The following is a 24557-nucleotide window of genomic DNA, read 5'->3' as shown; positions in this document are numbered from 1 at the left end:
GGCCGATCGTCATCAGCACCGGATCTCCGTCCTTTGATTTGGCTTGTATTACGAACGACTCCGCCACAACCTTAACATCGGTGAAGCCAGCGTTTTGCAAGTCCTGCTTGATCTTGTTGGCGGTCACCAGGGATGTCTGCTGCCCTCCAGCAGCGCTATTCCCTTGCGAACCGCTGGTCCCGGACTGGGCGAATGACGCGCCGGACATAGCCAGAAAGACTGCACACGTGATGATCGGTAGCGTTTTCATCTCGAACTCCTGCTGGGGGCGGACGCACGGATCCTGCTGGACGGAGGACCGAGTGCGAACACATGCGAGCAAGACGAGCAGCGTGCTGCAGTTCCGCGGTGCAGCCCTGGGCTAGCGTTGTCCCCGACACGTACTGCGGAATTCCCTGACAAGGCAGGTGTCACTGGCGGCTTGAACAGGGAGACGAGCACGCCACTCTGAAGAGGGCGTTAGCTCCCTTCGCTCGCTCTCGGCCCTGCGGCTCGAAAAGCCGCATCGGGGGCCAACCGAGGGTGCCAGCGAGCCATAGTGGCTCACCTCGCCGTCTGCCGAAGCATGCAAAGCACATGTACAAGGAGGATCTTTTATGCGTTCAGCCTCAGTCACATTCATGTTACGTATTTGTAACTTGTCTGATGCTGCCAGAAGATCCATCGCGAACACTAGGGAATAGGTTCAGGAACAAACAACGTGATAGAAAAGAAGAATGAGCTTGGCTTCGGCTCAGCGGCCTTGGCCAGCGAGATCGTCGTCGCCTACGTCTCGAACAACTCGGTTCCGATGCTGGAACTGCCGAGCCTGCTCCGGAACGTCTATAGCGCGATTAGCAGGCTGAATGATGCGTGCGTCACGGACCCTGCGAGAGATGTCGAGAAGCCGACGCCCGCTCAGATCCGCAAATCGATCCGGGACGACGGGATTGTGAGCTTTATCGACGGCAAGACCTACAAGACGCTGAAGCGGCATCTGAGCACTCACGGCCTCGATCCGCGCAGCTACCGGGAGCGCTACGGCCTGCCGGCTGAATACCCGATGGTCGCCCCGAGTTACGCCGAGCAGCGCTCCCAGATCGCGAAGGCAATTGGCCTGGGACGCCCAAGCGCCATGTCCGAGGCTGCGTCAAAGGCGCGCCGGAAGGTCCTCTGATCGGCGGCTGAGTGCAGCCGTATTGCTGGTGCAACAGCGACGCAGAGCAAGCTTAACGTCGCTGCTGACGAGCAGATCGAGCCTAACGCTCCCTTATCAGCACCTACGGCTCGGAAAAGGCTCAGCGCAGCGCTCCTTCTACTCATAAGCCGCTGACGCTTTGGTCCGGAACAAGGCCTTGGCACGTACCTGCCCGCAAGATGTGCTTCAGAAACCCGCTTCCCGAGTGCCTTTTGAAGGCGTTCACGCCCCGGATGCAGCCGACCACGGTTCGGGGACCGCAGTGGCCGGACTGGTGTGGAGTGCGCCCTGTTTGACCGGACAGGCAGCGGGGTGGGTTTAGGCACTCCGGCTGAGGTACTCTTGGGGCGAGAGCATGCGCAGGCCGGAGTGCGGGTGGATGGTGTTGTAGTCCTCGAACTAAGCCGGCAGAAACCGCATCACGGTCTCGGCGTCGGCCAAGATGGCGAGGCGGGCTTAGTCCCGCTTGAGCGTCTTCACGACCGCCTCCGCGATGCCGTTGCTCTGCGGCGAGCGCACCGGGGTGAACAGCAGCCGTAGGCCGAGCGCGGCGGCCGTCTGCGCTGTCTCCTTGGCGATGTAGGCGGAGCCGTTGTCGGACAGCCACTCGACCGGGTGCGGGGTCTTCGTCGCGCCGAACCGGCGCTCGCAGCAGGCGATCATCAGGTCGCAGACCATCTCGGCTGAGACGTCCGTCGTGGTCGCCGACCACGCCATGATCTCACGGTCGCAAGCGTCGATGGCAAACAGCACCCGGACGATCGCACCGTCCTGGCAGCGCAGTTCGAGGTGATCCGAGCACCAGCGCACGTTCGAGCGCAGCGCCACCACGATGCCGTCGTGGGTGCGGCCGGGCCGGCGGGCGGTGTGTGGCGCGAGCGTGAGCCCGTTCGCCCGCAGGATGCGCAGCACCCGCTTGGCATTGACGCTCGCCTCGCCGCGCGAGCGCAGTGCCCGGTTCACCAGCGCGGTGACGCGGCGATAGCCGTAGCTCGGGCGGGCATCGACGATCGCGCGGATGGTCGGCAACAGCAGCGCATCCTCGGGCTTGCGGTAGGGACCGCGCGGCTGGGCGGGGCGGCTCAGGCGCTCGGCCAAGTGGGAGCGGGCCACGCCGAGCGTGTCGGCGACCGCCTTCACCGCGAACCGCCCGTCAAACCGCTCCAAGAGCTGAGCGGCGAGGTCGGTTTTTTTGTGCGCGCGATGTCGAGCGCCTCCTTCAGGATCTCGACTTCCACGGTCTTGCGCCCGAGCAGGCGTTCGAGGTCGCGCACGCGCCGCTCCAACTCGCGCACGCGGCTGGTGCCGACGACCTCCTCGTCGGCGTGCACGGCCTGATGGCCGCCCTCCAGCATGCGCCGCTTCCACGAGAACAGCAGGCTGGGCGAGAGGCCGTAGCGGCGGGCGACGAACGACACGGACGAGCCGGGCTGCTAGCTCTCCTCGACGAGGCGGATCTTCTCGGTGGTGGACCAGCGCCGGCGACGCTGAACGCCGGTCAGGATCTCGCCATGCACCGGTGGGGCGATCGGATCGGATGACATAGCCTTACCCATAGGCCAACGCCTATGCCTTCGTGAGCTATGCCGCCTGTTCGGTCAAAACGGGGTGCGGTCCATGATCCATGATGCGGGCGAGGGCTATCGGCTACGGCCCCCTCTCATGTTTCGTAGGCGGCAAACCCGGCCATAGTCCTCGTACCCTGCTGGACAACGACGGACACATGTACCTGCCGCGTATTTGAGCCGCGGTGGACATGCATTCCAAAACTGCCGCTCTTTGTACTGGAAGAATTTGGATGGGGATTGCGCTGCAGCTTGTCCTGCAGCACCGAACAAGAGGCAGACCGTCCATAACAGCAAGGCTGCGTCATTGAGACGAGGCATCCAGCACCTTGAAAATGGTTGGCTGATGTTCAACCTCGCAACCTCCGTGTGCCTTTGCCGCTCCACGACCATCATCTTCCATCGACGTGTTGCAAACGCGGACGGACCGAGTTTAGAGGCGGTTAGCCATACTCGCCCACCGTGCCGCTCTGATCGGCTCGTCGTTCCCGGCCATAGCTTCGGCAGGACGGTCTCGGGTGCCTTTGCCTCGCGATCCTGATTCTACCGAGAAGTCATCGAAAACCCGCATCGCGCGGCAGGCGATGTAGCCCATGATCACGCCCATAAGCAGACGGCCGAGCGCCGCCTGTACCAGCGGCCGCACGATCTCGCCAGCTCCATGCTGGCCTCCTCCGGTTCCGACCGCGTAGCCGAGCAGGATCGTGAACAGCACGTCACCGACGCCGTCGTTGAACTGAGGTTCCGTGCCGCACATCAAAGCAGCCCCTCCGCTCCCGTGAAGCGAAAGGACCGCTTCGTCAGACTTCAGTAGCCACAGCTCGGATACGCGTAAGCGCCGTACCCACCGAAGCCGACAGGCGCATAGCCGTAACCGCCGTAGCCGCCATAGCCATAAGGATAGCCGTAGCCACCCGACAAACCGTAGCCGATCGCTGCGCCAGTGAGCAGCCCAAGGCCCGTACCATTGCCGAAGCGGCGGTAACCGAGCCGACGGCCGTAGAAGCCGCGACCATATCCGAAGCCGAACCGACGGCCATAGCCAAACCCGCCGTACCGAAAGCCAACACCGCGGTAGCCACTAAAGCCCGCATGCCAGAAGCCGCCATGGAAGCCGCTAAGGCCACCATGGAACCCAGCTCCACGCAGGCCAACACCGTGGTAGCCGCCGAAGCCCCTGTGCCGGAAGCCACCGAAACCACCATGGAAACCAGCGGCACGAAATCCGCCGCCGTGGAAGCCGCCATGGAAGCCTCCACCGTGGAAGCCGCCGAAGCCGCGCGCGTTAGCTCCGGTCGGGGCGAACGCCAGCGCGGCAAGAACCGCCGTCGAGGCTAAGGCGAGTCGCTTCATCACCGCCATCTCCAGTCTGCGTAGATCGTCCTACAAACGGAGCAGTGGTGCGGATGATCCAAGATGATCCGAGTAGCTGTACGGGAGCGGACCGAAATCGTGCTGCTCCACTTTTTTCTACGGCTGGCCCTCTCAATCAGCTCGGCCCAGAGCCAGCCGGTCAGGTCGAATCCTTTCCCCGGTTGTCTGGCCGCGCCAGCAGCCTTGCAATCCAGCGTGTCGCTGGGAAGTGCTCGCACGTGATGACCAAGGCTGCGGTAAGCGGAACCGCTATGAGAGCTCCGGCGATACCCCAGACCCAGCTCCAGAACGACAGCGACAGGAGGATCATGACCGGCGACAGGGAGAGGCTGTATCCCTGGAGTATGGGATAGACGATGTTGCTGATTGCGAGCTGAATCACCCCCAAGCCGATAAATACGACGAGCGGCATCGTCGTGTTTTGAAACTGAACGACCGCATAGAGGGCCGGAGGAATGATACCCACCAGATTTCCGACGACGGGGATGTAGTTCAGCAGGAAGTTCAGGACGCCCCAGACGAGTGCCAGGTCGAGGCCGACAAGGAAGCCGAACACGCCTGTGGCGACACCGGTCAGCAGGCTGGTTAGGGTTGTCACCCCCAGGTACATCCGGATCTTGGTCGCAACCGCATCAACCGCTTCGAGCACTTCTTGGTGCTCAGCTGTGCCGAACGCCTGCCGCAGCTTAGTGCGCATGGCCGTCACCTCCGGCAGACCAAACACGACTAGGACAGCGATGAAACCGAGATAGCCGAACGTCGTGTACACGTTCTCCAGGAGGCCCCTTCCGAAGCCGACGAGACGGTTGTAGCCTTCTTTGCCGCCAACCGGCAGACCCCATTGCTGCGCCCAATCCGAGACGCTCTCGAAGGCAGCGCTGAAGCTGCTCCAGTTGTGATCGAAGGCGGCGACCATCTGAGCCGCCGAGAAGTAGACCGCGGCGATGAACCCGGCGCACACCACGGTTAGCACCAAGATGGCGCCCAAATAACTAAGGCTTGTCGGCAGGAAGCAATCGAGCCAGGGCTTGATTGGCCAGATCGCCGCAATCACGATGAACGCGACCGCAAGTGGCATGGTGACCGGGTAGCTTACACGCAGGGCTTCGGTACAGATCACGGCCGCGATAACCGCCAGCAGACGATTGCGAATTCTGCTATTTTCATCCAAAATTAGCCCCTCCCCTTGAGCAACGGGCGCCAGAAAAAGCTGTGCTTCTCTCTTCAATCTAGCCGGACGAGGTAAGTTCGAAACTCGGCGGCATCTCTGCGGGCTTTGTCTTTGGTGGCCTATATTGACCTCCCAACAGCGTCGGGCTTGATCAACAACTTGACGATCTCCGGGTGCGACTCCCGGACCTCAGCCCAACTCTCCAGATAATAGCTTGGATCTGCGGGGTCCGCAGCGCGCTCGCGAACTCGACCCCAACTGCGGCGACGGCCTGCTCGGGAGCGAGTTGCACGGTGAAGAGGTCGCAGGCAGCCACAACCCCGTCCCGTCGGCGCACGATGGCCAATATCGCGCCTACGATCTCCGGATCGGAGCGCTCCCCTATGAGCAGGCGTTTGCCCTCGCAGGCGAGGATCGCCGCAAAGGAACCGGAGGACCTGCTGCATATCTGGAAGCCGGTGAGTTTTTCTCGGTGCTCGCTGGCTAACCCTCTATCCTACGGCGCGGGCTCCTGTTTTCCCGGTTTAGGTTCGGGTGAGTGCTCGGCCTTGTTCTGGCCTTTTATGACTGCCGCGTGGGCCGCGGGCAGATCACCAGGATCTGTGCGCGGCACGTTCCGCGCCGAACTATTCCCAGGTGCATAACAGAGGCGGCTCAAAACGGGCTGATGGTCCGAGCCGAACGGCGGCAGGACCTGCAGTTCCGCTACCGCAAATTGCGGCGTCACCAGCACCTCATCGAGCGGCCAGCGCATGACCGCAGCGCCTGCTTTCCAGCTTGGCTTCCAGCCACGCCCGACCCGTGGTTCGAGCATTGGGCCGATACGCGCTGCACGTCTCACCACGGACGACCAGGGGGGCGCATTCATGTCGCCGGCCAGAATGGCGGGATCATCTGCCTTCCTAACCGCCAGGGCCGCGGCCATAATCTGTGCATCACGTTCAGCCGAGGACTGGCCGACCTGTGGCGGACGCGGATGGATACCATACAGACGTACCTCATCGCCGGACGGCATCTTTATGGTAGCGAAGATCGCCGGATCACGCGCGTCGGCCAGGAAATGGACGTCAGCCGAGGTCAAGGGATATTTAGATAAGAGCGCGACTCCGAAATAATTTTGCGTAACATAATGTTTGAAGTAAGTATACTCGCCATGCAGGTTGTTGAGCTTCTGGTTCCACCAGTCATCCACCTCCTCGATGAGAAGTACGTCCGGCCTTTGTTCTCTGATCATCCGGAAGAGGCGGTCGTCATGCTCGTTGGTCATCTGGACGTTGGCTTCGAGAAGGCTGAGCCGGTTCTGCGCGGCGCACTCCTGCGCTGCTGCGGCTTGAACCGGCACGAGAGGAGAGTAGGGCACCAGGACCCAGATCTGAAAGGCAATAGCGCTGAGAGCAGCCGCTGACGTCAGAAGGCCGGTTCAACGAAGCCGGTCCGGAAGCGCCAGCGAGAGAAGGAGAACCGCACTGAGCCCACAGAGGAACTGCACGCGTGGAAAGCTGAGGAAGCGGACCGCCCAGAAATCCGTGCTGATCATCGGCGCAAAGGTAGCAGCCCCCGGGACCACAACCAGCAGGCCCAAAGTCGCGCGCGCCCACGGCAGTAGGCGAAAGCTCGACCGATTTCCAGTTGGCGTCATGGTCGCGCCTGCCGTTTTCTCCATCAATGCCTCTAGTGCACGAGCATGAACTCGCGAGCGCACGCATTCTCGCAGGAGATAACCGCCCGGTGCGGCGGACGGTTCGCCGTTTCCGGATGCGGCCCGTGGGCTTCGGAGCTGTTCGAGGGCAGACGTCACCGTCGAGTGAGGACGCTGCCTGGAGCAGCTGTGCGGGCTGAAGTTCCCCACCTTTGCGCATCTCCGCGCAAGCAGGCCGCCGGGAGAAGCCTGACAAGGCTGTGCCGCTCATCCCGACAGGGGGCGTTGTGCAGGCGTGGTAAGAGCCTGCCCAAACGATCAACGTATCGTCGGTTTCCGCTGCCACGACGTGAGGCGGGAAAGACGGCAGGTCGGAGGCGTTAAGCTGAGCCGCAGAGCCATGTTGGTGCGCGTCAGTAGATAATTCGCTGCAACCGGTACGGTTTAGGACAGAGTTTATCGCCCGCTTGAACCTTTTTGCGGCCCGGATGTTCGTTGAAGAAGTTGCGGTTCTATTCTCGCATCCGCATAGACGATCGCCTGATCGAAAATGTGGAGGAAATTTATCTTTCAGACATCGAGGCAACGCTTGGAGGCGGCGCTCGCCGACGCGTGGAGTTGCCGAAGAGAACTACAACCGGGAGATGAGACGGATGAAAAAGTTAGCCCTCGCCTCGACAGCACTTCTCGCTGCGCTGGCATTCGCGCCGACGGGTGCTGACGCATGCAGCTACGGCAGAGGCGTCCACGGTGTTGGTTTCCGGCATAGCGGGTACGGCCACCGTGGAGGCCTCCACAATGTCGGCTTCCGGCATCGCCGATACGGCCATCGGTACGGCTACCGCAGAGGCAGCCACACTGTGGTGGCACCCGTTCCGGGCACGACAGGAAGGGGCCGTGACTTAGCAATCTCACGGGGGCCAACCGGTGCTTCGACCATCCAGACGGACTCGGCTGCAGCAGGCAATGCGGGCCAGCCCTCGCGCAGGATGCCGCAGGGAAGCGGCGGCGGGCACTGATCGTGGATTTGCGCGGATGTAAAAATCCGGAGCGGCCACGTGTTTGCGCAACAACCATGCGGATAGCGCCCGGGACAACTCATGTGGAGCAAGCCTATAGTCATGACTTGCGAGTCTGTAAGCAGGCCGCAAATTTGATCTGGGACACAGTGCCCATGTTAATGCATCCCAGCAGATCGTTTGCCGCAGCTTATACGCTTTAGAACAGGGAACGGCATCTGACCTGAACCGGTTACAAATCCGTTGATTTGTCATAATGTCCGCGGCTTTACTTTCACATCCGCGGCAGTGCTCGACGAGGTATGAAGTTGCCGAAAACGACTGCAACCAAGAGCTGAGACAGATGAAAACACAGATGAAGAACTTTGCCTTTGCCTCAACAGCACTTCTCGTCGCTTTGGCGTTCGCTCCGACTGATGCTGATGCATGCGRCTTCCACGGTGTTGGCTTCCGGCACAGTGGGTACGGCCACCGGTTCAGCTATCGCGGCCGATTCCACAAAGTTGGCTTCCGGCACCATGGTTACGGCTACGGTCACCAGTCCGGTTACGGCAGCGGCCTGCGCGGTGTTGGCTTCCGCAACAATGGCTACGGCAACCGGTTCGGCTACGGTTATCACTCCGGTGCAGACGCAGGTCTTGGGCTGCTTACCAGCGCGGCAACCGGCTCCGGCTTGTCGGACGGCTACGGCTATACGCCGGTCAGCTATGGCGGTTATGGCGGCTACGGTGCGGGCACCGCCTCCTCATCGGCGCCGAACGTGGCGGGATACGGAATGGGACCGACCGGGCAGCCGAGCGGGGTCAAGTAGCGCTCGGAACGGCTGCCATACGCGGCGAGCGCGACGGTCTGGGTCCCTGCCCTTCCAGGGCGGTCAATGCCATGGCCGCGCACGGCCTAATGTGCGCGTCGGAGCAGCGCGCCATCACGTTCAAGGACATCCAATGCTTCCAACCTGGCATACACGTAGCCTGCCCACCGTCCTTAAGACCTTCGGCTCTCTCGGCCTGATGGTCTTCATCATGAGTAGCACAGCGCAGGCGCAATCRGTCAACAGCCGCATTGACCAGCCAACGCCTGGTACTCTCCCGTCGGGTATCGACACCACCAAGCGTGCGGGGTTGTCTGCCCATGATCCAACCGAGAATGTTGCGCCACCCGCCGCCATCTCGTCGTCGGTGAACGTCATGGAGGGCGGCAACAAGGGCGCCGACACGGGACGGCCCAAGAAAGATCGCGTCGATCCTCTTAAGCACCTTCCGCCCGAGGACAGGCGCTGACCATTCAGAGCCCCAGTTCTTCGCCCTTTGACATGCCGCGAACAGCCTCCGAGGTAGGCTGCGGATCCAGGCTTGACTGGAGAGAGAACCATGACTTCTCCTCGCAACCAGCTTCCGTTCTCACTTCCTGCGGCGGACTGGGCGGAGCTTGAGCCGTTGCCGGAGCACCTGCCTGTGCGGCCGCGGCAGGTGCTGAAGGAGCCCTGCTCGAACATCGCGTACATCCACTTCATCGAGCACGGGCTTGCAGCCTTGCAGGCGCGGACGCACAGCGATGGTGCCCACGGTTTTGGGAAACTCTGCCGGTTCGGCATGTCCGACTTGCTGCTCGTGCTTGGGACTATTTGCTCGTCCCCTCTCCCATCTGCACGTCGCTGCGACGCAGCGTCAGAGCCACATGCTCCGCGCTCGTCTTCGGGCCTCGCCGGCTACCCAGCTTTTCCGGTTGAGCGTTTGAGTCAGCCTTATCCAAAACCAGCCGGTCAGGCCATCCCCGATCGGGCAATCTCCTGCAGGTTGATGTCGGGGTTTTCCCGACAGAGTTGCCGGTATTCCCGACTGGTTTCCGAGCAACCCACACCAATTATCTGTATCGCTTGGAGATCACGGCTGCATCAATTTCAAAAATCGTTGTCCGTCTCACCGTAATTCCGCGACACAGGCGGCGTAATCAAGAGAGAATATTATGTCGGATCAGAAGCTTGCTGCTACCGCCTGCGCTTTCGGTCTGAATTTCGGCCTGATGACGGTGCCGCTGCTTGCTGCCGGTATCTCTGGCTGGGATACAAACACGGACAAGAAGCTCGACAAGGCAGAGTTCAACACGGGCGTGGACCGCGTTGGCGTATTCAAAAAGTGGGATGCCAACGCCGACGGGAAGCTATCTCCGAGTGAGTTAAAGACGGGTGTTTCAAAGCATGGACAGGCGTTTGACACCAGGTTTGGCAATGATGCGTTCAACAAATTGGGCACTGAAAACGACAGTTATCTCTCTAGTTCAGAGTTCAATGATAGGATTTATCCGTTTTAAGATAGGAATCGCAATAAGATGATCGAGGAACCTAAATTAAACGATGTCGGGGATGACATGGGCGATGGAGGCCTCTTCGACGTCTGAGGCTCGCGTGGCGGGGTTTTGTGCCCCGCTGCACCCACTTTCGATGAATGCCCGTCGCGGCACCGGTCATCAAACCTTGTACCAATCCAAATCGTTGGTTGGTGTGCGTGCGTGCAAATACGCGTGGCAATTTCTATTGAGGAGGAAATCCATGATCCTGAAAAGCATCATCGTTGGCTCTCTAGCTCTTCCCTTAGCGCTTGCTGCCTCGCAGGCGTTCGCAGGTCCCTGCTCACAGGACGTCGCCCTGCTCGTTAAGCAGATGCAGCAGATGGGGGTCGACCCGGCCGCCATGGCGTCGGCCAACAACGACGGAGGCGGCGCTAATACAGGGATGATGCCGCCCGGTGTCTCAGCGGCCAAAGGTGTAACAACCCTGCCCGCAAAGTCTGCTGCCGGGCAGGCCACCGGACCTTCAGCGGGGAACCAGAAGGTGGATCCGGCAGCGATCGCGGCACTGGACGATGCCCGTAAGGCAGACCTCCAGGGTGACGCCCAGAAGTGCAAGAGCGCGGTTGAGACTGTGCGCAAGCACCTGAAGAGCTGATAGCTGCCGCTCTGCGGAGCTGCCAATGCGCGAACGAGGCGTCACACAGGTAGCGCCTCGTCTCTCCAAAGACGATGCCTGCGCACGCGGGTCGGATCCATGTTCCTGAGGGAGAACAGTCATGCTCAGAGATCTCACGACAGCAGCATCTGCCGTTGTTCTCTGCCTTGTCCTCGCGTCCGGCGCTGCCTTGGCGCAATCCAGCCAAGCGCCCGCTCCTTCGGGCTCGCAGGGGGCCGGCTCCCAGGGAGCAAGTTCACAGGGGGCTGCCTCGTCTAATATCGACAAGCCACGTGGTATCCAGGCTGTGCAGAGCGCGACCGTTGCGCTGCGTTTCGTCAACGTAGAGCCCGCCGATACGCTCTCCTCGCGCCTCGTCGGCTCGAACGTGTACAACAACCAGAACGAGACAATCGGTGAGATCGAGGATCTTGTCATTGAGAACGGCAAGACGATCAAAGCAGTGGTGATTGGGATCGGGGGCTTCCTCGGCATGGGCGAGCGCTATGTCACCGTTGATCCGGCGACGCTCGTATTGCATCGCGAGAGCGACGGCAACATCCGCGTGATGGCAAGCACAAACAAAGAAAGCCTGAAGAACGCTCCCGCGTTCAACTACCATAAGAAGCGGTGAAGCCTCTCACGTGGAAGCTAAGGCATGGCGGACCCACCGGCGAGCCCGCTTCCGCGTTTGAGAACACGGCGGGCTGGGCTGTTGGCTGAAAATGGAGGGGGGCAGCAGATGAAGAACTTCGCGACGGGGGCTGCGCTGATTTTGTCAGCCGGCCTGTATGCAGGCTCCGGAATGGTCCCACCGGTCGCGGCCGCCCAGGACAGCTTATCCGCGGGTGTTTGCCAATACCTGCTCTCCTTCATGACGCCCCCCCAGCTCGGCAGGACGACACGCCAGTCACACTTGAAGAAGTGCGACGCTACACGCGCGAGGACGATCGGTATGCGTGCAAGTCAGCCATTCACGGCCTATTTGTAGAAGGCGTGCGCCTCCCGGCTCCACTAATAGTCGCGATCGGCATCAGGCCAAGTCCGGTCGTAGGAGTTCACTAGGAGCAGGGTTTTGATCCGCCAGGCGCCGCACTCAAACTCAGGTCAACGCCCCGCCGGGCTGGCAGACACAGACCGCCATCCCGGACTCGCTCCTCCGCGAGGTCTAGCTGAACCGCGGTAACGCAATGCAGGGCGCTAGCCAGAAGGATTAGCTGTACCGTTTCGCGGCGACTGTGGTCGACCCGCGGCCTCGCTCATGCTGTCTACCCGCTCCGCTCCACGGCCCAGTTTCGGATAGTTCTCCCATCGGAAGTCAGAACCGCCGGGCGTGGTCGCGATCCAGACCGATGTGGACGGGCGGCGCGCGGGCGCGGAGGCACAGGCCACCTTCTAAAGATCCGTTCACCCCGGTCGGAGTTGGCGGGACGGGGTTTACTCCACATGCCTCATAAAGTGCATCAACACCGTGCACGATCTTGCGCTATCAGTTGTACCCTGAATTCTGCGAGTGCTGCCTGTCACTCGCTATCCTCCAGTAACTGTTCTCCCTCATGGTTTTCATCGCTCTCCTCGTCCTCATTCCCGTTTCGGCGGCGCTCAACTACCTGGTGGATGCCTCGCCGCTCCTGGTTTTCGGCTCCAGCGCGCTCGCCATCGCCGTGCTGGCGGAATGGGTCCGGCGTGCCACTGATCAGCTCGCGGACCGGGTTGGTCCCGCCATCGGCGGCCTGCTGACGGTGAGCTTCGGCAGCATCGCCGAGCTCGTTCTGGCGCTGTTCGTGCTTGTGCGCGGCGAGGCCGCTGTCGTGCAGGCGCAGATCGCCGGCTCGATCATGGGGACCAGCTTGTTCGGGCTGGGCCTCGCCATCATCGTGGGCGGCGCGACTCGGGAGCGGCAGAAGTTCAGTGCAGAGCGGGCCGGCCTGCTATCGACCCTATTGATCCTCGTCGTCATCGCCCTGCTGCTGCCAGCCGTGTTCGACCTGAACGGGCAGATGTCCGGGCAGGGCACGACGTTGGGCATCACCGACGAGGAACTCAGCCTCGGCGTCTCGGTCGTGCTGCTGCTGCTGTACCTCGCCAACCTGGCCTTCACGCTCGTCACGCATCGCGACGTGTTCGCGAACGATAAGGGCAGCGCCGAGGCTGAATGGAGCCTGCCGTTCGCCTTGGCGGTCCTCGTCGGCGCGACGGTGGCGATCGCTTTCGAGTCCGAGATGCTCTCGGGCACCGTTACCGAGGCTGCTGGGAGCCTGCATCTCTCGCCGATGTTCCTCGGCGTCATCGTGCTGGCGTTAGTCGGCACGGCCGGCGACCTGTTCGCGGCATCCTGGTTCGCCCATGAGGACAGGATGGGGCTCGTACTCAGCATCTGCATCGGCTCGGCCGTGCAGGTAGCGCTGGTGCTGGCGCCACTGCTGGTGATCATCTCCTGGGCGATCGGCCAGCCGATGACGCTGGTGTTCTCGAACCCGCTGCACCTCTTCGCGATTGCGGGCACGGCCTTCATCGTCAACGCCATCGCCCGGGACGGCGAGACGACGTGGTTCGAAGGGCTCCTCCTGGTCGGGGTCTACGTCCTGTTTGGCCTAGCCTTCTTCTTCGCGAGCCCGACCTGACTCGAGGCTCACATGAAACCCGGGAGTGTCAAGCCGCCGCCGCATAGGTGTTTGGTCCCGGCATCTGATGGAGCGAGTTCGAGCTAGAGCGGGTCTCGACCGATCGGAAGCTGTGCTGCGCGGCTGGGGGCTGACCGGGCAAGGAGGAGGCGATGCCTACAACTTTGTCCGTTGAACTGCGCCAGCGCGTGGCGTCGACAGTCTCAGCTGGGGCGACCTGCCGGCAAGCCGCCGAGCACTTCGGCGTGAGTCGGGCCAGCGCCAGCCGCTGGTTGCAGCAGAAACAGCGCGTGGGCCACGTCGCGCCCAAGCCGCTGGGCGGCGACCAGCGCTCCCGCCACATCGAGGCTCATGTCGACCTCATCTGGCAGACCTACCAGGCTCGCCCGCAGATCCTCCTGCGCGAGTTGCGCGAGGCCATTCAGGAGCACGGGATCGCGGTCAGCACCAGTAGTCTGTCGCGCTTCTTCGCCCGCCACSGSATCACSCGCAAAAAGKGGCTCTSWACGCRKCTGAGCAGGAGCGCGAGGACGTGAGAGCGGCGCCAGGACAGTGCGCGAGCAGAACCAGCTATTGGCCTACTGCTTCGGACTTCCCACCGCGGACAAAGCATGAAAGAGGGGCGGGCGCCCCGTCCGAACGGGCGCGCAGGTAGGTATAGATGTCCGGCAAGTAGCACATGACGTTCCGGTTAACCCCGAACGCCGGCATGACCAGTTCCTGCGCGGCATTCACGTCCTTCTTGCCGCCGACCACGATGCCGGCGAAATGCGCGTAATCCATGCCCTTGAGGGCATCAACCAGCGAAGGGGCGTAGGTCGAGACCATGCCGTCCGGGCCGTGGCAGACTATGCAGTTGGCATTGTGCCGCAGGTAGCCGGACATTGTGTACCAGTCGACCTTCTTGCCGGCGTCTGTGACGTGATAGGTCGAATCCCCGTTCTTATGGGTGTACTGGCCATCTTGAACCTTGGCCGGCTGCATCGGCCCAATGCTTTTGAGATCCACAGGTGTGCCGTCCGTCTCATTCTTCTGCGCGGAAGAGGGGCACTCGGATTTGCCGCTAACGCGGCGCTACAACCCGATTGTCCCTCCGTGAGCCCAACAAGGGCACGTACAACACCTCTCATGGATGATCCTCCAACGTCGCCCGATCGCAATCAGCGGCGTCAACCGCTGGCTTCCAGATATGGGACCTCTCATGCAGGTCACGTTTTCGCGAAGCCCGAGCCCATGCAGCAGTTTGAGGGGCATGAGCAACGGGTGCACGTCACGAGCGCGGTGACGAGTGACTCGGCGCATTCTTCGGATGCGGGACATTGCGCTGCGTGAGTGATCCGCTCGCCGCATTGACAGAGTGAGGGCCAAATCGAACCAGCTTGATTGGGGCAACCGGTTCGCGGCTGACGTCCCGTTGGCGGCTGGTACGATTCCAACATGCGGGTCGTGGAGCGGACTGAGCCATTCGTAGCCTGTCTGCTGCCGGACAGGTCTGAGGAATGGGCAGAACCGGCTATTTGCCTTCCCCGTTGAAGCGATCAAAGGGAACTCAAAGCCCGCGATCATGACCGTGCCAGCCGTGTTGGCCGCTATGTTCACTGCAGGCTACATGCTGATCAAAAAGCTGGAGCAGCACGCCGAGCAAACGACTGGCGTGCTCGGTGTCGTCTTCGTTGTCCTTTCCGTGTTCGTCACCGCCGGCCTGATCGGGCGTTACCTCGATGAAACCACGCGCCCCGTCCCGCGGGTCACCACCAGGCAGACACAGGCCCTGCAGGTGTCGCCGCATCTGGGCAACCTCGGCTTGGAGGGGATCGATTGAACCCTCGGAAGGCTGCCGGGGCAATTGAAAGGCCAACCGAGGTGGTCCTCGTCGGTTTTGTCGAGGTGCTGATCGCGGACGGAGCGGGCGTGCACTACGTGCCCGATGAGTTCCTGGAGAGTCACGATGGGCAAGCATACTCTGCAGGCCGTCACCCGCTTTGCTCTTGTGACAGGCGACGCTACGCGGCTCGTTCGCTTCTATTGCGAAGTGTTGGGCTTTGCAGCGCACGGAGCAGACAAGCCGATCGACGATGGTGAGATGGCTCTGCTCGGTCTGTCTGGTCAAGGACAGCGGCAGGTGCTGAGCCTCGGGGATCAGGTCCTGTGGATTGACCAGTTCGAGCAGGCGGGCCGGCCCTACCCGCTGGACGGCGACGCCGCCTCGCTCTGGTTTCAGCATCTCGCCCTTGTCGTAGATGATGTGCACCTTGCCTATGGCCGCCTGCGCGACATCAGTCCCATCTCGTCCGGAGGGCCGCAGCTTCTACCAGCCTCCTCCGGGGGCGTGCAGGCGTTCAAGTTCCGCGATCCTGATGGACATCCACTCGAATTGCTGCAGTTTCCCGAGAGCAAGACCCCGAGTGCTTGGCGGGACCGGCACAGGCTAGCCGGGCAGATTGGACTCGGGATTGATCATTCGGCGATCAGCGTTGCGGACGAGGAGGCAAGTGCGGCCTTCTACCAAGCGCTGGGGCTGAGTGTCGGCGAGCGCAGCATGAACTATGGGCCGGCGCAGCAATGTTTGGACGGGCTGCCCGGTGTTGAGGTCGCAGTCATCCCGATGAAGCCACAGAGCGGAACGCCTCATCTCGAACTCCTCGGCTACCGAACCCCAAAGGGTCAAGGAGGCGCAGCGCTGCGAGCCAATGACGTCGCGGCGACACGCATCGTGTGGCACGGCCGGCAGACCCAATTGATCAGCGGCCCTGATGGCCACCTGCAGCAAGTTCAGACGTGAGGAGGCATTGCCGATGTCTCAAGATAGTTCTCTGCTTCCTGGACGGCTGTTACGCAGGGCTGGACCGCCCGAGATCATCGAGCCGTTCCAGGGTGTTCAGATCGATGATCCGCGCTTGGCCGAAGTGCTGTCCCCATCCGCCAAGCTGCTGCGCCTCTACGAAGGAACCTTACACGCCGAGGGCCCGGTCTGGCATCCGGCAGAGGAATGTCTCTATTGGTCCGATGTGCCGAACCGCCGGCTGCTGCAGTGGCACCCCGACGATGGCCGGGTCACGGTGGCAATCGACGGCACGTATTTCATGAACGGCAACGCGCTGGGTGCGGATGGTCGGCTGGTTCATTGCGAGCATGGCCGCCGCTGTATCAGTCGCTCCACCACCGACGGCGCGGTCGAGCCGATCGTCACCCATTTCGAGGGCAAGCGGCTCAACGCGCCGAACGACATCACGGTAGCCGCCGACGGTGCAATCTGGTTCACCGACCCGACGTTCGGGCTCCTGATGCCCAATCAGGGCAGCCTTGCCGAACCTGAGCTCGACCACCGTAGCGTTTACAGGTTCGATCCGGCCAAGCAGGAGCTGCGCCGTATGGCCGACTTCGAGCAGCCCAATGGCCTGTTTTTCTCTGCCGATGGACGGACGCTTTATGTGTCCGATACGGCGCTCTCACTCAACGAAATACCTGGGCCACAGACCGGCCGCACGCACGAGATTCAGGCCTTCGACGTCGCCGCAGACGGAACCTTGTCGGGACGACGTTTCTTTTGCCACACCGACCACGGGTATCCGGACGGGTTTGCCGTTGATTCGCGCGGCTGGGTATGGACCACAGCCGCGGACGGCATCCACATCATCGCGCCGGACCGTACCCCGCTTGGCTACATCCCAGCACCGGCCGTCTGCTCCAACTGCGCATTTGGCGGCTCCGGGATGACCCGGCTGTTTATTGCAGCCACCAAGTATCTCTTCGCAATCGACTTGATCGCATAGCGGGTTGATGCCTGCGCTGCGGAAGTATGCACGGCTTCCCTGAGCGCATTCTGCACTGATACTGCATTCTGTGCGACCTGTGGCCTCAATCCGTCTAAGCCCCCGAACTGCTGCTTCGGCCGGCGAGGCATGCAGCGGATGTTCGTCGCGGCGCGACCCTCTCTCCTCAGCTCTCGACCTGATCGCTTGAGTGCTGGTGTTTCGGCCGGCTACTTGAATCGACCGGGCTTGTTGACCGTCGGCTCAACATCGAGCCCGGTGACGATCATCGTGCAGAGGACTTCGCCGACAGTGCCCGAAAGGTGGCCCTTGCGCCCGTTACGAGGCTTCGTGCCCTGATCCTCCCCGAACATCAGCTCGCCCGGCCCCATCTCAACGCGAGTGCCATCCATGGTCTCGACGAACCAGCGTCCGGTCAGAACGGCGATCCACTGAGGCTTAGGATTCTCGTGCCAGTCGCCGACCCAACCGACCGGGAGTACTGTGAAGGTCACGCCAGCCTTCGACGGGTCCATCTTGTCGTTCCACTGCGGTGCGACCTCGGGGTTCACACCCTTGAACTCGAACGCCGAGAGCTCGAAGCGTTTCTGCCGGCTAACGCCCTCTGCATCGGTGTAGACGTGCCAGTAGGGCATGCGGGGAGGCTGCTGATCGGACATGCGGTCGGTATTCCTCAGGGGTTGCCGGAGATGGGGTTAGGGGTATCGGAGCGCGGGTGCTCAATCACCCGCGAGGCTGGCGCGTAGGAGCCAGCAATCACCACGAGCAGCAATCCGCCTACCAGGCCGAAATTCTTGAAGAAATCCCAGAAGTGCGAGCGGCCCTCGCCGTTCTTCGACCAGAAATCTGGAAACTCCCACCAGCGGTGGTACAGCAACGCGGTGACCACGCAGAAGCCCGCGAGCACGAAGGCGGCGGCCCGATCATGCCAGCCGCACACAATCATCACCGGCGTCACCGCCTCGACAAGGATGCCGGCGACGAGGAGTACGGCTGGACTGGGCAGCGGACCGGATGAGGCCTGCTTCATCGCCTCACCCCAATGTACCACCTTGTCCAGCGCACTCAGTGGAAACATGCACACGAGGCAAATCTTGGCCACGAGCGGCACCGCTGCAAGGTTGAGCCATGTCATCGGCCGAGCATCCAGGATCCGACGCGTCCGGGACGAGATAGAGCGTGATCCATTGGGGACCGATGATCCTGCCGTGAGATTCCTGTCCGCCAACGTACCGCCTCTGACTCGGTTTCCGGCGCTCGAATCGATGAACCCGCTACTTGAAGTGCCGGAACGCTGGCCGGAGCCCTACTTTGGCCGCGCGACTGTGAGTGCCTCAAAGCGGACCGCGGCATGCCAGGAGATCACTACGACGTCATCGTGATCGGCTCAGGTCCGGGCGGCGGCTCGCTGACGAGCCGGCTCGCCAGAACCGGCAAGCGCATCCTGCTCCTGGAGCGCGGAGATTATCTGCCCCGCTCTCGGGATAACTGGAGCGCCAAAGCCGTGTTCGTGGACGGCAAGTATCAAGCTCACGAGACCTGGTACGGCGGCGACGGCCGCCCGTTTAATCCAGCCCTGCACTACTACGTCGGTGGCAATTCGAAGGTCTACGGCGCGGCGCTGTTCCGCCTGCGCGAGCGAGACTTTGGAGAGGTGCGCCACGTCGACGGTATCTCGCCGGCTTGGCCGGTGTCCTACGCAGAGTTCGAGCCGTACTACGCTCAGGCCGAGGCGCTGTTTGCCGTGCACGGCCACCGCGGCGAGGACCCCACCGAGCCTTGGTCGAGCGGTCCCTACGATCACCCGGCGGTGAGCCATGCGCCGCGTATTCAAAAGCTTTCTGATGATTGGGCGAAGGTCGGGCTGCACCCGTTCCACCTGCCACTTGGGATCAAGCTCGACGAACGCGACGGACGTCCCACCCCGACCTCGATCTGCATCCGCTGTGACACCTTTGACGGGTTCCCCTGCCTGCTCAACGGCAAGGCCGACGCCCAGGTGATGACCGTCGACCCGACCCTGGCTCGGCACAACAACGTCACGCTTTTCGTCAACGCCTATGTCTCGAAGCTGGAGACCGACCCATCGGGCAAGACAGTGACGGGCGTACGGGCCACGCGCGAGGGCCGCGAGGAGCGCTACTCAGCCGACATCGTCGTGGTCGCCTGCGGTGCACTATCCTCGGCGCTGCTCCTCCTGCGCTCGGCCAACGCCGCGCACCCGAACGGGCTCGCCAACGGCTCGGATCAAGTCGGACGCAACTACATGCGCCACAACATGTCGGTGCTGATGGGGCTCTCGAAGGAGGTCAATGACACCATCTTCCAGAAGACACTCGCGGTCTCCGACTTCTACTTCGAGTCGCCGGATTGGGAGTTCCCGATGGGTTTGATCCAGATGTGCGCCAAGACGCACCCGGACCAGATCCGCGGCGAGGAGTTACCGGAATGGACCGGCTTCCTGCCCGACGCGCCGTTCGACATGATGGCGCGCCACTCCATGGACTTTTGGTTGCAAAGCGAGGATCTGCCCCATCCCGACAACCGCGTCATCATCGACCGCGACGGGCGCGTGATCCTCGACATCGCACAGAGTAACCGTGAGGCGCACGAGCGGCTGCGCCTCAAGCTTGAGGAGTTGCTCGCCCCAGGCGGGCTCTACAGCTACGTGTTCGAGCGCTCGCTCTACCTCGGCAAGAATATTCCGCTCTCGGGCACCGCCCACCAGGCCGGCACCCTGCGCTTCGGCACCGACCCGAAATCGAGCGTGCTCGACCTCCGGTGCAAGGCGCACGAACTCGACAACCTCTACGTCACCGACGCGAGCTTCTTTCCTTCGATCGGCGCGGTGAACCCGACGCTGACCATCATCGCCAATGCTTTGCGGGTCGCCGACCACGTCGAGCGCCGCCTCGGCTGAGGACATGCCCCCGCCTCACGCACTCGCCCTTCTCGCCTAACCCGGTTTCTGCAGGATCCGATGCGCGCTGCGACAGTCGCCGGCAAAAGGAGAGGCCCGTGAGCAAACGGATCGAGGATTACGCCCTGATCGGCGACGGAGAGACTGCTGCACTCGTCGGCCGCGACGGGTCGGTTGATTGGTTGTGCTGGCCCCGCTTCGACTCCGACGCGTGCCTGGCAGCTCTGCTCGGCACGGACGAGCATGGCTGCTGGAAGCTGGCCCCCACCAAGCCGGCGCGGGTCGAGCGCCGCTATCAGCGCGACACCCTCGTGCTGGAGAGCGACTTCCACACGGATGACGGCGCTGTGCGCGTAACGGACTTCATGCCCGTCCGGGACGGTCCCCCCGTTCTGGTGCGGATCGTCACCGGCCTGCACGGGAGGGTGCAGGTTCGGACCACCCTCAACCTGCGCTTCGACTACGGCTCGCTTTCCCCCTGGGTTGAGCGGCACGGCCGGTGCGCGCTGGCCCGCACCGGCCCGGACCTTGTCATCCTGCACGCGCCCGTGGACCTCGGTGGAGGCGAGCAGATTACCGAGGCTGAGTTCGAGGTGGGCGACGGCGACGAGTTGCCGTTCGTGTTGATGTACGGTGCTTCCGCCGAGCCCGCGCCGGCTCCGATCGACGCGAAGGCCGCGCTCGCCAAAACCCAGGTCTACTGGCGCGACTGGGTCGGCCAGTTCGAAAAGCCGACGCCTTGGCCAGAAGCGGTGCGCCGCTCGCTGATCACGCTGAAGGCGCTGATCTATCGTCCGACCGGCGGCATCGTCGCGGCACCGACAACCTCGCTGCCGGAGGCACCTGCCGGTGAGATGAACTGGGACTACCGCTACGCTTGGCTCCGCGACTCAACCTTCACGCTCGCGGCGCTGCTCAATGCCGGGTTCAAGGCGGAGGCGGTGGCCTGGCGCGATTGGCTGTTGCGTGCTGTCGCGGGTGATCCGGACAAGATGCGGATCATGTACCGCATCGACGGAGGACGCCGGCTGGAGGAATGGACCGTTCCTTGGCTGCCCGGGTATCGCTGGTCCACACCCGTGCGCATCGGCAACGCCGCGGCGGCCCAGCGCCAGCTCGACATTTTCGGCGAGCTCATCGACTCAATTCATCTGGCCGCCAAAGCTGGGGTGGAGCGCTCAAACCAGGAGCTGATCCTCGAACAGGCGGTCATGCGCCACGTCGAGTCTGTGTGGCGGGAGCCCGATCAGGGCTTGTGGGAAGCGCGCGGCAAACCACGCCACTACGTGTACTCGAAAGTGATGTGCTGGGTGGCGATCGACCGCTTCCTCGACGGGCGGAGCAAACTAGCCGATGCCGATCAGACGATGCTGTCGCGCATGTCGGATTTGCGCGACTGCATGCACGCGGAGATCTGCCGGGAAGGTTACGATCCTGGCCTGGGCACCTTCGTGGACTACTATGGCGGTCAGGAGCTCGATGCCAGCTTGCTGCTGCTGCCGCTCGTCGGCTTCCTTCCGGCTGACGATGAGCGGATCGCCCGCACCATCGCGGCAATCGAGCGGGATCTCGTCGAGGATGGGCTGGTGAGGCGCCACAGAGTCCGCGGGCCGAACCCGGAAGGAGCCTTCCTGGCCTGCAGCTGTTGGCTTGCCGATTGCCAAGCCATGCAAAGGCGGCGTGAGGCAGCGCACGAGACCTTCGAGCGGCTACTTGCAGTCCGGAACGATCTTGGGCTCTTGGCTGAGGAATACAACGTTCCGGGTCGCCATCTCTCGGGCAACTTCCCGCAGGCGCTCAGTCATCTCGCGCTGATCCAAACAGCACTTCACCTGTCCGGGTCGGTTCTGAAGCGCGGCGTCTCTTAGCTCAATGGATCGTCAGCTGGAGCCGGAGTGCTTTGCGGCTGGCTGGCAGATCAGAAGGCTGCCGACGAAAGCGGTTGTCAACCGCTGAACTGACGGTTCGGCACGGAGCGCGCGGGCATGCTTCTGCTGGCCGTCAGCCACGATAGGGAGACCGCCGGGCTTGTGCCGAGCGACACGGAGCAGGTGATGGTCGGGCAGCAAACGCAGCAGGATCATGCCTTGATCTGCAAGTCCGTGCCCACCGCCGGCAGATGACCGTCGTCACGCTGTTTGATCCAACAAATTCGGCGATGAACCCAAGGCGGCCGGTCACTCGGCTGATGGCCTTTGGTTGCTCAGGATCGTCTCGATGGTAAAGAGGTCGTAGTTTTCCATCAGCCTTTGCGTCAGGCTTTCGGTCCACGTCGCCCCCGAGCGGCAGCCCCACGATGGCAGAGAGGGTGTCAGCTCGCATGATCCCACGAGGGCGTGGACTGCTGAAAGTCTGGGACCAAGCTGGTCTGGAGCGCATAGCGTGCGGGTGCCACCGCAGCATCTGCACCGAGGATGGCCCCTGACCATGTCGCGAGGTCCAGGAAGCGTACAACAACACGCTCTTTGCGCCACAACCACGAGACACCAGTTCCCGTCTGGCGAGTACACCTCGGATCCGTGGCCACCAATGCGGCCCTTCACGCTCTTGTCGTTGCTCGCCTGCCTCGCAGCAGGTCGGCCCGACCCAAGAAGCGGGCCGACGTATGGAGTGTGTCGCGGGCCCGGAGGCGGGGTACGTCTTGAATTAGCAGGTAGCCGGAGGCGTGTGTGAACATGCCGGCTCGATCAGTCGAACCTGTGCGAAATCGTATCTTGGCCGCCTTCCGGCGTGCTCTCGGTGCGTTCCTGGCCCTGCCACTCGCAACCGTGGCGGGCTTCATTGCGCTGAACGCACTCGTCTACCTCGCCGACCGGGTTTGGTCTGCCGGGGCGCCAGCGGGGCTGGATTGGCTCGCCGAACTCCTTGGCGACCGTCAAGCCCTTGGCAGCCTCCTGGCGACGCTCGCGTCGGGCGTAATCACGATCACGTCAATTACTTTCTCCCTGCTGCTAATCGCCGTCCAGCAGGGCTCCGCGGCGCTTACTGCCCAGGTCACTGACCAGTTCATGATGCGCCGGGCTAATCAGTTCTACTTCGGGTACTTCGTCGGCCTCTCGGTTTTTGTTCTGCTGACGCTGCTCACCAACAGCCAGTTCCACCGGCCCGTATTCGGAACAGCGCTCTCGCTGGTGATGACAACCGCCGCCCTCTGCATGATCGTGGTCATGATTTACAACACCATCGACCAGATGCGTCCAGCGCAAATCGTACATTTTATTCACCAATACGTTCTGCGTGCCCGTGCGTACGATGAGCGACTCCTCGGTCGCACGCGCCGAAAGCCGCGACCCCATTGGCTTTTGGCTCTGACCATCCGCTCGCCGGAGACCGGACACATCTCAGTGATCAATATCGACCAGGTCCAAGTAGCCGTCGCGGCATGCCCCTCCGGAACCGCAGAGCTCGAGCTGCTCGCCTCACCGGGCAGCCAGGTCGCAGTCGGCGATCCACTATTTGCGTTGCGTGTCGATCCACACGTCGTGCTCGGCCCACAGGATCGCCAGCAGATCGCTGAAGCTGCGGTGAAAGCCGTCACATTCGACGACGAGCGCGACCTTAGGCGTGACGCGAGCTACGGGCTCTACCAACTCGCGACCATCGCATGGTCATCGACGTCGACGGCCAAGTCCAACCCTCATCCCGGGCAAGCGGTCGTGCACGCACTGCGCGACATCATCTCGCGCTGGAGCCCCGCCGAGGTCGAGCCGCCGGAGGATCCAGACTCGCCCCTGGTCTATGCCGACCGAACGCCCGGCGAGGCGACGGATGCGCTGGAGACAATTATTGTCGCGGCTTCCGAATCGATGCAGGCTCAGACACTATCGGTCGCCCTGCGCACCCTCGCGATCCTCCTCGACCACGTTTCGCAGCCCGCCGCCGAGCGGCTCGCCGACGTGGCCAACCGAGCCATTTCCAGCTTGGGCGAACATGTCCTGACGCGTCAGCTCGCGGAGACGCTAGACGAGCTTGCCCGTTCCCTTGATCAGCGTGGTTTCGCGAGCGTTGGCAACGCCGTCGCGGAGGCCACCGTCGAGCTGCGCAGTACCCTTGGCATTCTGAACTCGCGCTCGACCCGTGCGCCGGGAGTGGACAGGTCCTAGGAGCCCGTCCGAGTAACGAGTTCACGAGGTGGGATGAGCGTCGAAGTCTGGGCAGACGTGTGCGTCGGCTTTGGGCTCAGTGCCCGGCCTTCGCCAATTTGAGGAGGTTGTGGGCGGTGCAGATCAGCGCCCATTCGCCCCGGACCTGATCGAGGCCGCGGAGTAAGAACTGTCGGAAGCCCCGGGCCTGCTTGATCTGCCCGAATACCGGCTCGACGACCTGCTTCCGGAGGCGATAGCATAGCGGC

Annotated in this window: 22 protein-coding genes and 4 pseudogenes; 17 read left to right on the top strand and 9 right to left on the bottom strand. The window is 62.5% G+C overall.

The features are described from left to right. The first annotated feature begins 700 nt into the window (after window positions 1–700). Window positions 701–1156, top strand: coding sequence for a MucR family transcriptional regulator (locus tag ACXJL8_RS02690; RefSeq protein WP_456684595.1), 456 nt, complete (start codon window positions 701–703; stop codon window positions 1154–1156). A gap of 339 nt (window positions 1157–1495) precedes the next feature. Here ACXJL8_RS02690 and ACXJL8_RS02685 read toward each other — a convergent pair. From ACXJL8_RS02685 to ACXJL8_RS02670, 4 genes and pseudogenes are all read right to left on the bottom strand, one after another. Continuing rightward, window positions 1496–2733, bottom strand: a pseudogene (locus ACXJL8_RS02685) (IS3 family transposase). A gap of 442 nt (window positions 2734–3175) precedes the next feature. After that, window positions 3176–3499, bottom strand: coding sequence for a hypothetical protein (locus ACXJL8_RS02680; protein WP_456684594.1), 324 nt, complete (start codon window positions 3497–3499; stop codon window positions 3176–3178). 50 nt (window positions 3500–3549) lie between these two features. After that, window positions 3550–4095, bottom strand: a complete 546-nt coding sequence (locus ACXJL8_RS02675) for a hypothetical protein (protein ID WP_456684593.1) — start codon at window positions 4093–4095, stop codon at window positions 3550–3552. Window positions 4096–4255: 160 nt separating this feature from the next. Continuing rightward, the gene (locus ACXJL8_RS02670; RefSeq protein WP_456684592.1) at window positions 4256–5287 is read right to left on the bottom strand and encodes an AI-2E family transporter; all 1032 of its coding nucleotides are present in this window, start codon (window positions 5285–5287) and stop codon (window positions 4256–4258) included. Window positions 5288–5501: 214 nt separating this feature from the next. Between ACXJL8_RS02670 and ACXJL8_RS02665 the strand changes: the two genes are divergently transcribed. Continuing rightward, the gene (locus ACXJL8_RS02665) at window positions 5502–5774 is read left to right on the top strand and encodes a hypothetical protein (protein WP_456684591.1); all 273 of its coding nucleotides are present in this window, start codon (window positions 5502–5504) and stop codon (window positions 5772–5774) included. Between the two features lie 9 nt (window positions 5775–5783). On the opposite strand, the gene ACXJL8_RS02660 is transcribed toward ACXJL8_RS02665, so the two are convergent. Beyond that, window positions 5784–6629, bottom strand: coding sequence for an endonuclease/exonuclease/phosphatase family protein (locus ACXJL8_RS02660; protein WP_456684590.1), 846 nt, complete (start codon window positions 6627–6629; stop codon window positions 5784–5786). Between the two features lie 1659 nt (window positions 6630–8288). Between ACXJL8_RS02660 and ACXJL8_RS02655 the strand changes: the two genes are divergently transcribed. From ACXJL8_RS02655 to ACXJL8_RS02620, 8 genes and pseudogenes are all read left to right on the top strand, one after another. Then, the gene (locus tag ACXJL8_RS02655) at window positions 8289–8756 is read left to right on the top strand and encodes a hypothetical protein (protein ID WP_456684589.1); all 468 of its coding nucleotides are present in this window, start codon (window positions 8289–8291) and stop codon (window positions 8754–8756) included. Between the two features lie 133 nt (window positions 8757–8889). Further along, entirely contained in the window at window positions 8890–9225 is a 336-nt protein-coding gene (locus tag ACXJL8_RS02650; RefSeq protein WP_456684588.1) for a hypothetical protein, read from the top strand. A 685-nt stretch (window positions 9226–9910) separates the two neighbouring features. Beyond that, window positions 9911–10255 carry a hypothetical protein gene (locus ACXJL8_RS02645; protein ID WP_456684587.1) on the top strand — a complete coding sequence of 115 codons (345 nt, stop codon included), beginning with the start codon at window positions 9911–9913 and terminating at the stop codon, window positions 10253–10255. Window positions 10256–10493: 238 nt separating this feature from the next. After that, entirely contained in the window at window positions 10494–10889 is a 396-nt protein-coding gene (locus ACXJL8_RS02640; RefSeq protein WP_456684586.1) for a hypothetical protein, read from the top strand. A 121-nt stretch (window positions 10890–11010) separates the two neighbouring features. Beyond that, window positions 11011–11523 carry a PRC-barrel domain-containing protein gene (locus ACXJL8_RS02635; protein ID WP_456684585.1) on the top strand — a complete coding sequence of 171 codons (513 nt, stop codon included), beginning with the start codon at window positions 11011–11013 and terminating at the stop codon, window positions 11521–11523. A 922-nt stretch (window positions 11524–12445) separates the two neighbouring features. Then, entirely contained in the window at window positions 12446–13513 is a 1068-nt protein-coding gene (gene cax, locus ACXJL8_RS02630; RefSeq protein WP_456684584.1) for a calcium/proton exchanger, read from the top strand. A gap of 152 nt (window positions 13514–13665) precedes the next feature. Then, window positions 13666–14057: pseudogene (locus ACXJL8_RS02625) on the top strand (IS630 transposase-related protein); the annotation flags it as partial. Then, a pseudogene (locus ACXJL8_RS02620) lies at window positions 14051–14128 on the top strand (IS6 family transposase); the annotation flags it as partial. The pseudogenes ACXJL8_RS02625 and ACXJL8_RS02620, both read left to right, overlap by 7 nt. A gap of 12 nt (window positions 14129–14140) precedes the next feature. On the opposite strand, the pseudogene ACXJL8_RS02615 reads toward ACXJL8_RS02620, so the two are convergent. After that, a pseudogene (locus ACXJL8_RS02615) lies at window positions 14141–14521 on the bottom strand (cytochrome C); the annotation flags it as partial. Window positions 14522–15122: 601 nt separating this feature from the next. Here ACXJL8_RS02615 and ACXJL8_RS02610 point away from each other — a divergent pair. The 3 genes from ACXJL8_RS02610 to ACXJL8_RS02600 all read left to right on the top strand — a co-directional run bounded on the left by ACXJL8_RS02610 (window position 15123) and on the right by ACXJL8_RS02600 (window position 17286). Further along, complete coding sequence (locus ACXJL8_RS02610; protein ID WP_456684583.1) at window positions 15123–15335, top strand: hypothetical protein; 213 nt, start codon at window positions 15123–15125, stop codon at window positions 15333–15335. A gap of 126 nt (window positions 15336–15461) precedes the next feature. Then, on the top strand, window positions 15462–16295 hold the full coding sequence (locus ACXJL8_RS02605; RefSeq protein WP_456684582.1) for a VOC family protein: 834 nt from the start codon (window positions 15462–15464) through the stop codon (window positions 16293–16295). Window positions 16296–16308: 13 nt separating this feature from the next. Continuing rightward, window positions 16309–17286 carry an SMP-30/gluconolactonase/LRE family protein gene (locus tag ACXJL8_RS02600; protein WP_456684581.1) on the top strand — a complete coding sequence of 326 codons (978 nt, stop codon included), beginning with the start codon at window positions 16309–16311 and terminating at the stop codon, window positions 17284–17286. Window positions 17287–17495: 209 nt separating this feature from the next. Here ACXJL8_RS02600 and ACXJL8_RS02595 read toward each other — a convergent pair whose 3' ends face one another. Further along, entirely contained in the window at window positions 17496–17945 is a 450-nt protein-coding gene (locus ACXJL8_RS02595) for a cupin domain-containing protein (protein WP_456684580.1), read from the bottom strand. A 14-nt stretch (window positions 17946–17959) separates the two neighbouring features. Then, window positions 17960–18421 (bottom strand): DoxX family protein, encoded by a 462-nt coding sequence (locus ACXJL8_RS02590; RefSeq protein ID WP_456684579.1) that lies wholly within the window; start codon window positions 18419–18421, stop codon window positions 17960–17962. 216 nt (window positions 18422–18637) lie between these two features. Here ACXJL8_RS02590 and ACXJL8_RS02585 point away from each other — a divergent pair, with 216 nt between their 5' ends. From ACXJL8_RS02585 to ACXJL8_RS02570, 4 genes are all read left to right on the top strand, one after another. Continuing rightward, window positions 18638–20206, top strand: a complete 1569-nt coding sequence (locus tag ACXJL8_RS02585; protein WP_456684578.1) for a GMC oxidoreductase — start codon at window positions 18638–18640, stop codon at window positions 20204–20206. 98 nt (window positions 20207–20304) lie between these two features. After that, window positions 20305–22074 (top strand): glycoside hydrolase family 15 protein, encoded by a 1770-nt coding sequence (locus ACXJL8_RS02580; protein WP_456684577.1) that lies wholly within the window; start codon window positions 20305–20307, stop codon window positions 22072–22074. Window positions 22075–22191: 117 nt separating this feature from the next. Next, entirely contained in the window at window positions 22192–22329 is a 138-nt protein-coding gene (locus tag ACXJL8_RS02575; protein ID WP_456684576.1) for a hypothetical protein, read from the top strand. A 591-nt stretch (window positions 22330–22920) separates the two neighbouring features. Further along, the gene (locus ACXJL8_RS02570; RefSeq protein ID WP_456684575.1) at window positions 22921–24309 is read left to right on the top strand and encodes a DUF2254 family protein; all 1389 of its coding nucleotides are present in this window, start codon (window positions 22921–22923) and stop codon (window positions 24307–24309) included. A 76-nt stretch (window positions 24310–24385) separates the two neighbouring features. Here the strand turns inward: ACXJL8_RS02570 and ACXJL8_RS02565 are convergent. Beyond that, window positions 24386–24557: transposase (locus ACXJL8_RS02565; protein ID WP_456684608.1), on the bottom strand; the 172-nt coding region annotated here is incomplete at its 5' end.

It is taken from the genome of Bradyrhizobium sp. P5_C11_2 (genome assembly GCF_054049755.1).
The sequence above is the reverse complement of the archived record's forward strand: the minus strand, read 5'-3'. Positions and strand labels throughout refer to the sequence as shown.

What these genes read in the sequence shown, in the direction of transcription:
- ACXJL8_RS02575 (WP_456684576.1), top strand. Translation starts at nt 22,192, where the DNA reads ATGCTTCTGCTGGCCGTCAGCCACGATAGGGAGACCGCCGGGCTTGTG.
- ACXJL8_RS02645 (WP_456684587.1), top strand. Translation starts at nt 9,911, where the DNA reads ATGTCGGATCAGAAGCTTGCTGCTACCGCCTGCGCTTTCGGTCTGAAT.
- ACXJL8_RS02605 (WP_456684582.1), top strand. Translation starts at nt 15,462, where the DNA reads ATGGGCAAGCATACTCTGCAGGCCGTCACCCGCTTTGCTCTTGTGACA.
- ACXJL8_RS02640 (WP_456684586.1), top strand. Translation starts at nt 10,494, where the DNA reads ATGATCCTGAAAAGCATCATCGTTGGCTCTCTAGCTCTTCCCTTAGCG.
- cax (WP_456684584.1), top strand. Translation starts at nt 12,446, where the DNA reads ATGGTTTTCATCGCTCTCCTCGTCCTCATTCCCGTTTCGGCGGCGCTC.
- ACXJL8_RS02595 (WP_456684580.1), bottom strand. Translation starts at nt 17,945, where the DNA reads ATGTCCGATCAGCAGCCTCCCCGCATGCCCTACTGGCACGTCTACACC.
- ACXJL8_RS02675 (WP_456684593.1), bottom strand. Translation starts at nt 4,095, where the DNA reads ATGAAGCGACTCGCCTTAGCCTCGACGGCGGTTCTTGCCGCGCTGGCG.
- ACXJL8_RS02590 (WP_456684579.1), bottom strand. Translation starts at nt 18,421, where the DNA reads ATGACATGGCTCAACCTTGCAGCGGTGCCGCTCGTGGCCAAGATTTGC.
- ACXJL8_RS02680 (WP_456684594.1), bottom strand. Translation starts at nt 3,499, where the DNA reads ATGTGCGGCACGGAACCTCAGTTCAACGACGGCGTCGGTGACGTGCTG.
- ACXJL8_RS02610 (WP_456684583.1), top strand. Translation starts at nt 15,123, where the DNA reads ATGCTGATCAAAAAGCTGGAGCAGCACGCCGAGCAAACGACTGGCGTG.
- ACXJL8_RS02635 (WP_456684585.1), top strand. Translation starts at nt 11,011, where the DNA reads ATGCTCAGAGATCTCACGACAGCAGCATCTGCCGTTGTTCTCTGCCTT.
- ACXJL8_RS02585 (WP_456684578.1), top strand. Translation starts at nt 18,638, where the DNA reads ATGCCAGGAGATCACTACGACGTCATCGTGATCGGCTCAGGTCCGGGC.
- ACXJL8_RS02600 (WP_456684581.1), top strand. Translation starts at nt 16,309, where the DNA reads ATGTCTCAAGATAGTTCTCTGCTTCCTGGACGGCTGTTACGCAGGGCT.